This is a genomic window from Geomicrobium sp. JCM 19038 (assembly GCF_000698125.1).
Classification (GTDB): domain Bacteria; phylum Bacillota; class Bacilli; order Bacillales; family Marinococcaceae; genus Geomicrobium_A.
In genome coordinates this window covers 55,417-68,741 of record NZ_BAXA01000006.1, presented here as the reverse complement: position 1 = coordinate 68,741, position 13,325 = coordinate 55,417, and the positions used below count along the sequence as shown (strand labels likewise).

The window sequence follows — 13,325 nt, the reverse complement described above, 5'->3', positions numbered from 1 at the left end:
TGAGGTCATTTGAATTGCTTTTGTATTCATAGCTGTTGTGGTAGAGACGCCTACACCTAGTAAGTGAATGATGAGTATCTAGACCTCCCTAAGGGGAGGTTTTTTAATGTGATTTACATTGTTAACAGAAAATTTATACAATTATTGGTTTATTTATCACAAATTCAAATGACCTCAACATTCAACCGTTACACTAACGTTGATCATATTGATGGAGGGATCAACTATGTTGACGTTGGCGTTAATAGGGGATTTGCATTATCCAGTTATAGAAAATGAAAGTATCGAGTTTCAGACGACAAGAGAACGATTCTTCAGTAAGTTTATGAATGAATTCTTACGTATTCCTGCTGATTATCATTTGTCGATCGGTGATTTGACTCACCATGGGAAACAGGATGAATTTAAGCAAATCTATAACGAAATTACCTCAACAGAAGCAAATTGGAAGCATGTGCTTGGCAATCACGACCTGTATTCACTACGTAAGAAAGAAGTTGAAGTGTTAATCAATCAACCTCGTTACCAAGCCTTTACGACGGAAGAAGGGTTGATTGTACTTCTTGATACGACAAGGGAAAGGCGACCTGATGATTGGAGTGGAATTATTGATTTTGAGCAGTATGAGTGGCTTGAGAAATTGGTCCATGAACATACTGACCTTCCGATCTTCGTGTTTGCCCATCATCCGTTATACAATACGACGACTCGTTCAGCTGAATGGAATGGTTCAATTGTTCCTGAGGATGCTGTTCATCAACTGCTTACGTCACATAAACGTGGAGGCTATTATTTCTGTGGTCATTGTCACGTACATTCCATCTTCAAACAAAATCAATGGAGCTATATTCAAACAGCAGCGGTGTATGATCATCCAGTTGCAAGGTTGGTAACGATTCATAATGGAAGGCTCGATACGAGTCTTTATGAAATTGGGGACGATCAACTCGCTAAGGATGCTCAATTTATTCATCACAACGTGTACAAACAAGAAACGCCATTCCATACACTTGGACGTTATGAAGATCAAAAACGAACGCTCAGTTTATCTTAGGAGGTGAGCAGATGGCAGAGATTCGTTTTGAAAACGTAAAGAAGACGTATGGTGAAGATACGATTATCTCAGATATGAACATGACGATTAAAGACGGTTCTTTTACGGTCATTGTAGGTCCATCGGGTTGTGGGAAATCCACGACGCTTCGAATGATTGCAGGACTTGAAACACAAACGGAAGGAAACATTTACATTGGTGATCGACTCGTAAATGACGTGAGTCCTGGGAAACGAAACGTATCAATGGTATTCCAAAATTACGCACTATATCCAACGATGAGCGTGAAAGGCAATATTGAGTTTGGATTGAAAAACCGTAAAGTTCAAAAAGCAGAACGACAGAAGCTAATTGAAGAAGTCGCAGAGATCGTTGGTCTAACTCCTTACTTAAATAAGAAGCCTCAAAAATTGTCAGGAGGACAGCGTCAACGTGTGGCACTCGCTAGAGCGATGGTGAAAAAACCAGATGTCTTTATCCTTGATGAGCCGTTGTCGAATCTTGATGCGAAATTAAGGCAACAAATGCGTTCCGAGCTCGTTCAACTCCATGCCAAACTTGGAACAACGTTCGTGTATGTCACCCATGATCAAGTAGAAGCAATGTCTATGGGGGATGAAATTGTGCTATTAGATCAAGGGGAAATTATGCAGATGGCACCGCCACTTGATTTATACAATTATCCAGCAAATCGCTTTACAGCACAGTTCATCGGTACACCACCAATGAATCTTGTGTCCGTCGATCAGTTGCCATCTGCGGGTTTTAGAGAAAAAGCTGTCGAACAGATTGGTTTTCGACCAGAAAAAGCAAAATTACGACATTTCCCGGGAAATGATCAGTTTTCAATGCCGTGTACGATTTTAAATCGGGAGACCCTCGGTTCAGAAATCATTTATCAACTGGATACGTTCGCAGGGAAGTTGTATGCGAAGACGTTTAATGAACCGGTCGTTGACGATGAGCAACTGTTTGTATCGGTTAATAATGAAGATATTTATTACTTTAAAGAAAACGGTCGTTGCATCGCGCCATACTTCAATCGAGAGACTCCAATTAAAGTGAGGAGTACAGTGTAATGAGTCGTTGGTTGGAACGTTTTCGGCCGTATTTAATGGTCGCTCCTGCGATCATCGTATTCGTTTTGTTTTTTATCTATCCGATTGGCTATATGATTTATTTAAGTTTTCATGAATGGGACTTTATTAGCCCGGACAAACAATTTGTCGGGCTAGATAATTTCGCTGGATTAAGTGAGCATCCCGAATTCCTGAAATCACTAGAGAATACGTTTGTGTTTACGTTTTTTAGTGTGGGGATTACGACAGTCTTAGCACTTCTACTGGCCCTTTGGATTAATCGTCCGACGAGGTTCTATGGATTTGTTCAAGGTGCGGTTTTTAGTCCACATATTATATCACTCGTATCCATTGCCATGCTTTGGATGTGGTTAATGGACCCTCAATACGGACTTTTAAACTGGGGCCTAGAAATGTTTGGTCTGCCTCAATCACAATGGCTTGCTTCACCTGAAACCGCGTTGTACTCCATTATTCTTGTCGCAATTTGGAAAAGCATTGGGTTCAATACACTGATCATTATTGCAGGTTTACAGAGCATTCCGCCTCATCTGTATGAAGCAGCAGCATTAGATCAGAGTAGTCGGTTTACGTCATTTGCGAAGATTACGTTTCCGATGATTTCACCGACGTTGTTTTTCTTAATTATTATGAATCTAATTGGGAGCTTTCAAGTATTTGAAACGATCGACATTATGACGCAAGGTGGACCACTTCAATCTACAAATACACTCGTCTATTACATTTATGAATACGGGTTTCGCTTCTTCCAACTCGGTTATGCGTCATCAGCAGGTGTCATCTTACTAATCGTTCTATCGATTTTAACGGTTCTTTATTTCTTCCTCATGAGTAAGAGGGTGCATTACCAATGAAAACGAGTCGTTATGCATTAAAAGGATTAAATGTACTCGGTTTGCTCATCGTTATTGCGATCTTTGCTACCCCCTTTGTGTGATGGCAGTGACCTCGGTTAAATCGTTAAGTGAAACGATTACGTTTCCGCCAGTATGGATTCCTGAGACGATTCGTTTTGAGAACTTCACGCTCGCATGGGACTCTGGTCCGTTCCTTAGGTATTTTGTGAACAGCCTTATCGTAACCTTGTCGATTCTTGTGTTGCAATTGTTTACGATTGTACCCGCGGCTTACGCGTTTGCACGGTATCGTTTTTTTGCAGACCGCGCGTTGTTTGCACTCACGATGATTACGTTAATGATCCCTACTCAGCTAATCTTTCTTCCAGTGTATTTGCAATTTAGCTCTTGGGGTCTTTTGGATACACATCTAGCGTTAATCTTACCGTTTGCTGCTAATGCGTTTGCGATTTTTATGCTTCGACAGACGTTTAAGCAAGTCCCGGAAGAGTTGTTGGAAGCCGCTCGCTTGGATCAAGCTAGCGAATGGAAAATTATGTATATGATTATGGTGCCGATGGCAAAGCCGACGATCATTACGTTGTTGTTATTTAGTTTTATTACGCATTGGAATGATTATTTTTGGCCGCTCGTTATGACGACAACGGACGCTAGCCGGACGTTGCCGGTAGGAATTTCTGCGCTTACGAACGTTGAAGGTGGTGTTGCGTGGCACATTATGATGGCCGGCAACATGATTCTCGTTGTACCGATTCTAATTATCTTTTTTGTTGCACAACGTCATATTATTCGTGCATTTGTGTACACCGGTGTGAAATAAAGTAAAAGGAGGCATCATCTGATGCGAAATTATCCACTAGCATTTGCAATTGCTTCATCAGCAGCACTTATTCTTGGAGGTTGTACAAATGAGTCAGAGGAGAGTGCTGCACAGTCAACGCCATCTGGAGACGGTCCGGTAGAGATTGAATTTTGGTATGCGTTTGGTGACAAAATTGGTGAGAACAACGAGGCGCTTGTTGAAGAGTTTAATGCTTCTCAAGATGAGATCGTCGTTAATGCCCATTATCAAGGGGATTATGCTGATCTTCACTCACAGACACAAGCAAGTGTTGCTGCAGGGAATGCGCCTCACGTCACGTTAAATGAAATTGCATCGATGGGGGCGTTTGCTGAGGCAGGAATGACCGAGGATTTGACACCTTACATTGAAAATGATGATGTAGACTTAGATGACTTTGTCGAAGGTTGATGGGCAATTCCTACGTCAATGATGGCATTTACGGATTACCATATTTAAGAAGTACACCGATTCTTTACTTAAACAAGACGTTATTAGAAGAGGAAGGGTTGGACCCTGAAGGTCCACAAACGTGGGAAGAATTTGAGCAATACTCAGAAACGCTATCTAATGATGAAGGTCGAGTGGGGATCACACTGCCAGTTAACGTCTGGTTCTATGAGGCTTTTGTTAAGCAAAGCGGTGGGTCGGTCTTAAATGAAGATGAGACAGAAGCTAGCTTTAATGAAGCACCTGGCGTTGAAGCAGTCGACTACATTAAAGGGATGTATGACAGTGGGAGCATTAAAGTACCAACAGGTGATGAAGCAGGTCAAATCGCATTGCAAGACTTCTCAAATCAACAATCTGCAATGGCGTTTAGTTCAACAGCAGATCTAACGAATTACATGTCCATTGCCGAAGAAAATGGCTTCGAATTAAATACTGCATTTATGCCGAAGAACGAACAATTTGGCACGCCTACAGGTGGCGCGAATCTCGTTATGATCTCGAGTCATCCTGAAGAAGAAAAAGCAGCTGCTTGGGAATTTATCAAATGGATGACTGAGCCAGAGCAAACGATCACAGCTAGCCAAAACACAGGGTATTTACCAATGAGACAATCTGCCATTGAAAGTGATGAGATGCAAGCTTTGTATGAGGAAGTTCCACAATTTAAAGTTGCTGTAGACCAATTAGAATATGCTGGACCAAGACCATTAAACGCTAACTATTCAGAAGCACAAAACATTCTAAGAGACGCAATTACCTCTGCACTCATTCAAGAAGACGTTACTACTCAAGAAGCTCTTGATGAAGCGGCAGAACGAATTAATGGGTTATTGAACTAAAGGCAGAAGGAAGGAGAGACAGTCTACATGTCCCTCCTTCTTTTGTGTGTAAAAATATTTTTCATACGGTTTTTCGATCATTTAGTTGATTGGACTTGTTCAGGAGCAATCTAGAACCCTTTGATACATAAGGAGTTTCTACTGACCAACATTGTTTACGATGCAACATAGGTTTGCTTTTGGAGAAAAAGGTTTCTGTAGACCCACTTGATTTGGCTTTGCTAAGCTTCGATTACAAGATTGTGAGGGTGGGGAGTAGCGATGGAACAAAAGCGTTATTCTGATTTGAAGCGCGGTGAGCGAGGGGCATATTTAAGTTTAGTCACCTATATTTTACTAGCTGTTGTAAAGATTTGGGTTGCTTACATCACAAGTTCAGCCGCTTTACGAGCAGATGGTCTAAACAATGCAACGGATATTATCGTTTCAATCGCAGTTTTAATTGGATTACGTATTGCGCAAAGACCACCAGATCACAATCATCCGTACGGTCATTTTCGCGCAGAAACAGTCGCATCACTTGTCGCATCATTTATTATCATGCTGATCGGTTTGCACGTACTATTTGAAGCAATGATGAACTTGTTTTCAGGAGAAGTGGTCAAGCCTGATTCAACAGCAGCTTGGGTCGGGACCGTGAGTTTCATTGTAATGATGGGTGTGTATCGCTACAACGCCAAGTTAGGAAAACAAATCAAAAGCCAAGCAATCCAATCTGTTGCAAAAGACAACCTATCTGATGCGCTCGTTAGTGCTGCAGCAACGTTAGGAATTTTAGGTGCACAGTTTGGATTGCCATGGTTAGATGTTGTGTTGGCGGTCATTGTCGGTGGAATTATTTGTAAGACGGCCTTTGACATTTTTCGTAAAGCAACGTATCACTTAACCGATGGTTTTCAGGAGCAGGAGTTACAAGCTTTTCGAAATACGATCTTGTCAATCAGTGAAGTTGAACAAGTCAAAGAAGTGAAAGCGCGTTATTATGGAAGTAGTAGTGCAGTGGAAGTCGTCATTGCAGTTGATCGTAGACTTGATATTGTCGATGCGCATAACATTTCAACAGCTGTCGAAAAACGAATGATTGAAGAACATGAAGCGATAGGTGTCCTCGTTCACGTTGAGCCGTCTTGAGTCTTTTCCAATATACGTTTTCGTTTATGCGCTTCAAAATCCCATTTTGACAGGAATTTCTTAGCGGAATCGTAGCCCGATTGGTAAAGGAAGGCAAGCATGTCTTCTGATAGATCAAAGTCAGTAGCAGTAATATCGCCGGTTGGAATTTTAATCGTACGATCTGAAGTGGATGCGGTAAAGTACTTCATATCATGAGCTTGCATCATCGTTTTGAAGATGCTTTTGGCAAGGTGAATGGGAGTTGCAATCGTTGCTTGTACATGAACTTCATCTTTGACGAAATGGAAACCGAACGTTGGAAATTCAGGATTTTCACGGTCAAATAACCAAATTGGAAAATTACTCAAAATCCCTCCATCAATAATATAGGATTTTTTAGCGCTGTTTGTACGCCAAACGACAGGACGATAAAAGAATGGAAGTGACGTACTCATCGCAACCGCTTTTGAAATGTTGAACTGCTCGATATCAATGCCATAACGGTCCAGGTCATCAGGAAATACAATCATTTGACCGTTTGTAATATCTGAGGCAATGATTTTTAGTCGTTCTTCTGGTAAGTCTGCAAAGGTTTGAACACCTTTAGATAAAAGACGTTCATGAATCCATCGCTCCAAGTAATCGTTGTTATAGAATCCTAAATGAACAAATAAATGAATTACGTTTCCAATAATCGGAATGCGATTGAGCCATGTGCGTCCTTTAAGTTGGTGGTAGTCAAAGTCGAGTAATAGCTTACGAATTTCTTGACTTGAGTATCCAGCAGCAAGGAGCGCAGCGATAATTGAGCCGACTGAAGTGCCTGCTAACCGGACCCATTCAACATCATGTTCTTCCATTGCTTGAAGGGCACCTGCAAACGCAATCCCACGAATGCCTCCACCTTCAAAAACGCCATCAGCTTTCATAGAGTTCACCTCATTTTTTTTAGCATATGCTCATCCCATAAAGGTAAATGCAGAAAGGATATGCAACATTTTATCGAGAAATGGGTGAAAAGGTTGTCAAATGATATGAAAGGCGGATCGCAACCCACATTTGAATTATCGATTCAATAATGAGTTATAAATCCAACAATAACGCCTTTATAGTAAGCGCTTTCATTTGGTATGGATTTTGCATCTACTGTAATGCAGATAGAAAGGAGGAGGATGAAGGTGAGTAGGATAAAACTTGGAGTAGGATTACTTACATGTAGTTTATTGTTAAGTTCTTGCCAGTTAGGCGGTGAACGTAGCGATTATCAACATGCACACATTTCAGGACCGACAGGATCTGGGTGGTACCCTCTGTCGACGTTATTCTCTGATATATGGCTTGATGAAATTGATGAACTGCAAGTGACGGTTGTTGAAGGCGGGGCAATCGGTAACATTCGTGAAGTTAACACAGCACGAGACGTGCAATCGGGATTTGCGTTTGCTTCAGATTTCATCGATGCACTAAATGGTCGAGGGGCTTTTGAAGGGGAACCTCAAGAAAATGTACGAGCACTCGGTGCTTTTTACCCGACGATGTGGAATTTCGCAGTACTTGAGAATAGTCCGTATGAGTCACTCGATGATGTTCTCATGCACGGGGCAGACGCCATTAATGGCAACCCTGGTGATGCAAGTGAAGCAACGTTTCGTAGAGTGTTTGAAGCGATGGGTTACGATCATGAAGTTCTAGAAGAAGAGCATGATGTAGCCATTAGTTATGGTGGTTACGGAGATGCAGCGAATCAACTTCGAGACGGTTTGATTGATCTTACTGTACAGGGCGGTGGGCCTGGAGTGCCCGCGTTAACAGAAGTTGATGCGATGCGTCCGCTCAGATTGTTAGAAATTCCTGACGAAGCGCTTGAAGCGCTCGAAGAAGGTGGTTACGGGTATTCAACCGATTTAAGCATTCCAGCTGGAACGTATTCGAACCAGACGGAAGATGTAAATACAGTTGCTAGTTGGGCGATGATGGTCGTCAATAAAGATATGAACGAAGATCTCGTTTATGAGATGACGAAACAAATCTGGGAACACGTTGAACGAGTTCAAGAAGAACAACCGAGTCGTGGTGCATGGTTTGATCCTGAGATGGCAGTGAGTGTGATTGATGACCCAGAGGAAAATTTCCATCCTGGTGCACTTCGTTATTATGAGGAGGTTGGTGCATTTGAAGGGGGAGTGAGTCGTGACGAATAAACTAAAGCTAACGCCAGATGGGAAAATAGATTTAAAAGTTGCAGAAGAAAAGAATAATACAGACATCGAACGTGCGTTTAATAACCCTGATGGAGAAGTAGGCTGGAGAAGAATTCGACGGTTCATTATTGCGGCGATTGCGATTGGACTCGCGATATACGTTCTTTATTATGCAGCGTATGGTGGATTCCCTGCATGGCAACATCGCGCCATCTTCACCTCAATCGGATTAATTCTCTGTTTTGCTTGTTTTCCGTATAAAAAGGGAAAAAAACAAGGTCACTTACTTTTTGATGTATTGCCTTTAGTATTATCGATTTTCTTATTGATTCATGCGTTTTTAGCTTATCCCGACATTGCACTACGTCAGGAGCATCATCAACGTTTGATCAGATTGTCGCAACATTAATGATCTTCTTAATCATAGAAGGTGTTCGCCGTACGATTGGTCATGCGATGGCGGTTTTGGCACTTTTCTTTTGGGCGTATATTTTTATTGGTCCGCTTTTCCCAGGTATTCTCGGTCATCAAGGGTTTAGCTATGGAAGAATGACGGATGCGTTGTTTATTACAACGAATGGGATCTTTAGTGACCCAATTTATGTCGCTTCTACTGTACTTATCATTTTCTTAATCTTTGCAGCATTTATGATGCGTACTGGAGTCGGACAGTTTTTCATTGAGTTTGCCTTTGCATTAACAGGTCGTATTCGTGGCGGCCCTGCACTTGCTTCGGTTCTTTCCAGTGGATTGCTTGCGACCATTACTGGGAACGGGGCAGCAAATGCTTCGATGACAGGCCCATTTACAATCCCGCTCATGAAGCAAGTAGGCTATAATCGGACATTTGCTGCTGGTGTAGAAGCTGTATCTTCTCAAGGTGGACAAATTATGCCACCAATTATGGGGGCAGCAGCCTTTGTTATGGCAGAGTTTACAGGAATTCCTTACATTGAGATTGCGGCTTACGCATTAATACCAGCGTTGTTGTTTTTCACTGTAGTAGGTGCTGTAATCTATTTCCAAGCAAGAAGACTAGGATTAGAAGGTATACCAAGAAAGCAACTACCGAATTTGAAACATATACTGCTAACAAAAGGGTATTTAATTATTCCACTCGTGCTAATCATCGTGTTAATGGTGTTAGGAACGAGCCCGATGAGAGCAGGGCTTTGGGCATTAGGTTCAGTGATTGTACTTAGTCTATTCAGAAAAGAAAGTCGATTGAATTTACTCTCTGTTTTAGCTGCACTTGAGGCAGGAATAAAAAATGCAATTCCAACTGTGATGGCTTGTGCAGGTGCAGGGATAATTGCAGGCTCGGTTATTATGACCGGACTAGGAATGAGTTTCTCTAGATTCGCCATTGACTTGTCAGGTGGTCAGCTTCTTCCTATGCTTCTTATGATTATGATTGCCTGTATCATTCTTGGAATGGGTATGCCAACGGTGTCTGCATACGTCATTTTAGCAACAGTAGCAGCAGGTGCACTCGTACAACTCGATGTTCCAGTAATCGTTGCACATTTCTTTGTGTTCTACTTTGGGATCTTTTCTGGAATTACGCCACCAGTAGCAATTACCTCCTTTATTACGGCAGGGATTGCGGGTAGTAATCCACTTAAAACTTCTGTTTACTCGTTACGAATTGGGATGGCAGGATTTATTCTACCGTATATGCTTGTCTATAATCCTGCACTTTCGTTAGAAGGAAGTACGTTTGATATCGTGTTCGGTATTTTCACAGCAACGTTAGGACTTGTTGCCTTTGCTGCCTTTGTTGAAGGTTGTGTGTTAAAACGAGTGAACATCGTCGAACGCTTAATTCTTCTTGTGTCTGCGATCTTGCTCGTATACCAAGAGATTTATACTGATTTGATTGGAATTGCACTCGTTATTGGAATCTTTGTCTATCAATGGAAGAAAGGCAATTCGACAGATCTTAAGGCGAGTAAGCAATCACTTAACCACTAACTCAATTTTGACTTGACTGACGTTTTCTATTTGCAGAGCGATGGCTGTCTTCGGGTGGCATCGTTTTTGCATTATATTTAATCAGATTCAGATTATTTGAGGAGGAATTTTTGATGGACTTTAAATTAACAGAAGAAAACTTACAAATGAAAACGATGATTCGTAATTTCGTAGATAAAGAGGTTGATCCTTACGCGAATGAAATCGAAGAAAATGAAGAAATCCCCGCTCATCTTCTTGAAAAGTCTAAAGAGCTAGGATTATTCGGTTTAAGCATTCCTGAAGAGTATGGTGGAATCGGCTTAAACACTGTCGGGAAATGTACGGTCTTAGAGCAACTAGGCAGAACACATAACGCCTATGTATCATTAATTGGAGCTCATACTGGAATCGGAAGTATGGGAATCGTGCGCCTTGCAAACGAACACCTCAAGGAAAAGTACTTACCAGACCTAGCATCAGGCAATAAAATCGCTTGTTTTGCTTTGAGTGAGCCAGGGGCAGGTTCTGATGCGACGAACCTCTCAACGACAGCTGAAAAAAGAGGCGATCACTGGATTTTAAATGGGACAAAGCATTTCATAACGAACGCCCCGTTTGCTGATGTTTTCACTGTCTTTGCATTGACTGATCGTGAAAAAGGCGCCAAAGGTGGCATTACAGCCTTTGTTGTAGAACGTGACTTTCCAGGAATTACAATCGGTAAGCCGGATAAGAAAATGGGACTGAGAGGTTCAAAAACAGCACAAGTTGTCTTTGAAAACTGTGAAGTTCCAGCTGAAAATGTAATCGGTGAAGTAGGCATGGGGTATGTTAGCGCTTTGACAATTCTTGGTGAAGGTCGAGTTGGCCTTGGCGCTCGTTCCGTCGGATCATGCGACAAACTGATCGAGTTATCAACAGAGTATGCGCTTGAGCGTAAGCAGTTCGGAAAGCCGATTGCTGACCAACAAGCTGTGCAATTTATGCTTGCTGATATGAAAACGGAAACAGAAGCTGCTCGTTCTTTAACTTATCGTGGTGCTTGGCTTCTTGACCAAGGAGAAAAAGCGATTCAAGAATGCTCAATGGCGAAATTGTTCGCAACAGATGTGTATAACCGTGTTGCTGATAAGGCAGTTCAAATCCATGGTGGTATGGGTTACATGGCAGAGTACCCAGCAGAGCGTTACTATCGCGATGCAAGAATTACGAAGATTTATGAAGGGACGAATGAAATTCAACGAGTAATCATTGCAAAGCAGTTACTTAAACAACAAGCAAAGGTTACGAACTAAATGAATCCATCCGTAACGAAACAGAATAGCGTCATCGATCAAATACCAGAAGGTTCTTTGTTTCAGTTTTTAGAAGAGAGTGCCGTAACGTATCGGGATGCATTGCGGTTATTGATGACGGCAGAGAATTCTCCTATGATACGCTCTACAAACAGACGCTACATTTGTCGACGCTCCTTGCAGCTAGAGGCGTGAAACAAGGCGATCGCGTGATGCTCATGCTCCCAAATTGCGTCGAATATGTCCTTTCTTATTATGCAATTCTTCGACTCGGTGCCATTGTCGTACAAGTGAACCCAGGTTATCAGCGCGAAGAGTTAAGTCATATGTATTCGATTGCTGAGCCTTGTTTATGGATTGGGGAGTCGATTCATAAAGAGAAGGTTGAACCGTTGAAGCTACAGTGTTTATTCGTTGACGAAGAACTAAGCACAGGTACAAATGAAAATCTTGAACGTGTCAGCTTACCAGAAGTGACAGTTAATGCAAGTGAAGATGTTGCTGTCATTCAATTTACTGGTGGGACAACGGGCATTCCAAAGGGAGCGATGTTAACGCATCGCAACTTAATGGCCAATGTTGTTCAGACGTTTGCCTTTGCACATGGCACGTATGAAAGGGGCGAAGAAGTGTTTTTAGGTGTATCGCCGTTTTATCACGTACTCGGTATGTCGAGCGTGATGAATCAAGGTTTGTACGCGGGTGCAACGATCGTAACGATGAGAAAATGGAATGTGGAACAAGGCTTACGTTTAATTGAAACGTATGAGCGACGTACTTTCCAGCGGTTCCGACGATCTATATTAGTATTTTAGACTATGCAAAAGAGCATCCCGTCCATTTAAAGAGTTTTAAAGTGATGACGAGTGGCAGTGCGCCTATGCCAGTAGAAATCATTCGTCAAATGGAGAGATTAAGTGATGGTGGTGTTATTTCAGAAGGCTATGGATTATCAGAGTCGTCTCCAACGACACATCGTAATCCTTTTATCGGTCTAAGAAAAATCGGTAGCATCGGCATTCCACTACCAGATACTGAGTGTCGCATTATTCATGTCGATCATGGTGAGGATCTTGGAATAAATGAAGCAGGGGAACTCCTTATCAAAGGTCCTCAAGTGATGAAAGGCTACTTTCGAGACGTAGAGTCAACCGCGATGCAATTGCAAGATGGATGGCTCGCAACCGGTGATATTGCAACCGTCGATGAAGATGGTTATTACTACATTGTCGGACGAAAGAAAGAAATGGTCATTGGTAGTGGCTATAACATTTATCCAAATGAAGTCGAAGATGTTCTGTACACGCATGAGTCCATTCTCGAAGTTAGTGTGTACGGTATACCTGACCGTTACCGCGGTGAAACGTTAGCAGCATCTGTCGTCTTGACAAAAGGAACAGCACTCACAGTAGAAGGGTTAAGAGCTTGGTGTAAAGAACGGCTTGCCGCCTACAAAGTTCCCAAAATGATTGAGTTCCGTAAAGAATTGCCGAAAACAAACGTCGGTAAAGTATTACGACGCAAGTTAGCTGAAGAGCATCGTGAACGCCTTAAAGCGAATGGTAATTAAAGAGTTTTAGCGTGAGAATATGAAGTCAGGTTGATTGTAATAAATA

General features: G+C 42.0%; 14 protein-coding genes and 1 pseudogene. 14 read left to right on the top strand and 1 reads right to left on the bottom strand.

Going from position 1 to position 13,325, the window contains the following annotated elements:
• The first annotated feature begins 226 nt into the window (after nt 1-226).
• From JCM19038_RS09320 to JCM19038_RS09295, 7 genes and pseudogenes are all read left to right on the top strand, one after another.
• Nucleotides 227-1,054 carry a metallophosphoesterase gene (locus JCM19038_RS09320; protein WP_052361349.1) on the top strand — a complete coding sequence of 276 codons (828 nt, stop codon included), beginning with the start codon at nt 227-229 and terminating at the stop codon, nt 1,052-1,054.
• Nucleotides 1,055-1,065: 11 nt separating this feature from the next.
• Nucleotides 1,066-2,133 carry an ABC transporter ATP-binding protein gene (locus tag JCM19038_RS09315; protein ID WP_042417129.1) on the top strand — a complete coding sequence of 356 codons (1,068 nt, stop codon included), beginning with the start codon at nt 1,066-1,068 and terminating at the stop codon, nt 2,131-2,133.
• Nucleotides 2,133-3,008 carry a carbohydrate ABC transporter permease gene (locus JCM19038_RS09310; RefSeq protein ID WP_042417126.1) on the top strand — a complete coding sequence of 292 codons (876 nt, stop codon included), beginning with the start codon at nt 2,133-2,135 and terminating at the stop codon, nt 3,006-3,008. The genes JCM19038_RS09315 and JCM19038_RS09310 overlap by 1 nt, the downstream gene beginning before the upstream one ends.
• A pseudogene (locus JCM19038_RS09305) lies at nt 3,005-3,831 on the top strand (carbohydrate ABC transporter permease). The gene JCM19038_RS09310 and the pseudogene JCM19038_RS09305 overlap by 4 nt, the downstream one beginning before the upstream one ends.
• 21 nt (nt 3,832-3,852) lie before the next feature.
• Entirely contained in the window at nt 3,853-4,263 is a 411-nt protein-coding gene (locus tag JCM19038_RS24410) for an extracellular solute-binding protein (RefSeq protein ID WP_052361347.1), read from the top strand.
• Nucleotides 4,263-5,144, top strand: coding sequence for an ABC transporter substrate-binding protein (locus tag JCM19038_RS09300; RefSeq protein WP_052361346.1), 882 nt, complete (start codon nt 4,263-4,265; stop codon nt 5,142-5,144). The genes JCM19038_RS24410 and JCM19038_RS09300 overlap by 1 nt, the downstream gene beginning before the upstream one ends.
• Before the next feature lie 261 nt (nt 5,145-5,405).
• Nucleotides 5,406-6,275 carry a cation diffusion facilitator family transporter gene (locus JCM19038_RS09295; RefSeq protein ID WP_042417123.1) on the top strand — a complete coding sequence of 290 codons (870 nt, stop codon included), beginning with the start codon at nt 5,406-5,408 and terminating at the stop codon, nt 6,273-6,275.
• On the opposite strand, the gene JCM19038_RS09290 is transcribed toward JCM19038_RS09295, so the two are convergent.
• On the bottom strand, nt 6,257-7,186 hold the full coding sequence (locus JCM19038_RS09290; protein WP_042417120.1) for a patatin-like phospholipase family protein: 930 nt from the start codon (nt 7,184-7,186) through the stop codon (nt 6,257-6,259). The two genes, JCM19038_RS09295 and JCM19038_RS09290, sit on opposite strands and share 19 nt — an antisense overlap.
• Nucleotides 7,187-7,435: 249 nt before the next feature.
• Here JCM19038_RS09290 and JCM19038_RS09285 point away from each other — a divergent pair, with 249 nt between their 5' ends.
• The 7 genes from JCM19038_RS09285 (at nt 7,436) to JCM19038_RS24400 (ending at nt 13,279) form a co-directional block, all read left to right on the top strand.
• On the top strand, nt 7,436-8,458 hold the full coding sequence (locus JCM19038_RS09285) for a TAXI family TRAP transporter solute-binding subunit (RefSeq protein WP_042417117.1): 1,023 nt from the start codon (nt 7,436-7,438) through the stop codon (nt 8,456-8,458).
• On the top strand, nt 8,448-8,867 hold the full coding sequence (locus tag JCM19038_RS20695) for a hypothetical protein (protein ID WP_052361344.1): 420 nt from the start codon (nt 8,448-8,450) through the stop codon (nt 8,865-8,867). The genes JCM19038_RS09285 and JCM19038_RS20695 overlap by 11 nt, the downstream gene beginning before the upstream one ends.
• Nucleotides 8,867-10,432, top strand: a complete 1,566-nt coding sequence (locus tag JCM19038_RS09280) for a TRAP transporter fused permease subunit (protein ID WP_081831720.1) — start codon at nt 8,867-8,869, stop codon at nt 10,430-10,432. The genes JCM19038_RS20695 and JCM19038_RS09280 overlap by 1 nt, the downstream gene beginning before the upstream one ends.
• A 113-nt stretch (nt 10,433-10,545) precedes the next feature.
• Nucleotides 10,546-11,709, top strand: a complete 1,164-nt coding sequence (locus JCM19038_RS09275) for an acyl-CoA dehydrogenase family protein (protein ID WP_042417114.1) — start codon at nt 10,546-10,548, stop codon at nt 11,707-11,709.
• Entirely contained in the window at nt 11,710-11,904 is a 195-nt protein-coding gene (locus JCM19038_RS22270) for a hypothetical protein (RefSeq protein ID WP_052361340.1), read from the top strand.
• Nucleotides 11,811-12,524, top strand: a complete 714-nt coding sequence (locus tag JCM19038_RS24405) for a class I adenylate-forming enzyme family protein (protein WP_081831719.1) — start codon at nt 11,811-11,813, stop codon at nt 12,522-12,524. Before JCM19038_RS22270 ends, JCM19038_RS24405 begins: the two co-directional genes overlap by 94 nt.
• Nucleotides 12,506-13,279 carry an AMP-binding protein gene (locus JCM19038_RS24400; RefSeq protein ID WP_307190002.1) on the top strand — a complete coding sequence of 258 codons (774 nt, stop codon included), beginning with the start codon at nt 12,506-12,508 and terminating at the stop codon, nt 13,277-13,279. The genes JCM19038_RS24405 and JCM19038_RS24400 overlap by 19 nt, the downstream gene beginning before the upstream one ends.
• Nucleotides 13,280-13,325 lie beyond the last annotated feature (46 nt).

Excerpts from the sequence above, each read along its gene's own strand:
- JCM19038_RS09320 (WP_052361349.1), top strand. The coding sequence starts at position 227 with ATGTTGACGTTGGCGTTAATAGGGGATTTGCATTATCCAGTTATAGAA.
- JCM19038_RS09315 (WP_042417129.1), top strand. The coding sequence starts at position 1,066 with ATGGCAGAGATTCGTTTTGAAAACGTAAAGAAGACGTATGGTGAAGAT.
- JCM19038_RS09310 (WP_042417126.1), top strand. The coding sequence starts at position 2,133 with ATGAGTCGTTGGTTGGAACGTTTTCGGCCGTATTTAATGGTCGCTCCT.
- JCM19038_RS24410 (WP_052361347.1), top strand. The coding sequence starts at position 3,853 with ATGCGAAATTATCCACTAGCATTTGCAATTGCTTCATCAGCAGCACTT.
- JCM19038_RS09300 (WP_052361346.1), top strand. The coding sequence starts at position 4,263 with ATGGGCAATTCCTACGTCAATGATGGCATTTACGGATTACCATATTTA.
- JCM19038_RS09295 (WP_042417123.1), top strand. The coding sequence starts at position 5,406 with ATGGAACAAAAGCGTTATTCTGATTTGAAGCGCGGTGAGCGAGGGGCA.
- JCM19038_RS09290 (WP_042417120.1), bottom strand. The coding sequence starts at position 7,186 with ATGAAAGCTGATGGCGTTTTTGAAGGTGGAGGCATTCGTGGGATTGCG.
- JCM19038_RS09280 (WP_081831720.1), top strand. The coding sequence starts at position 8,867 with ATGATCTTCTTAATCATAGAAGGTGTTCGCCGTACGATTGGTCATGCG.
- JCM19038_RS09275 (WP_042417114.1), top strand. The coding sequence starts at position 10,546 with ATGGACTTTAAATTAACAGAAGAAAACTTACAAATGAAAACGATGATT.
- JCM19038_RS22270 (WP_052361340.1), top strand. The coding sequence starts at position 11,710 with ATGAATCCATCCGTAACGAAACAGAATAGCGTCATCGATCAAATACCA.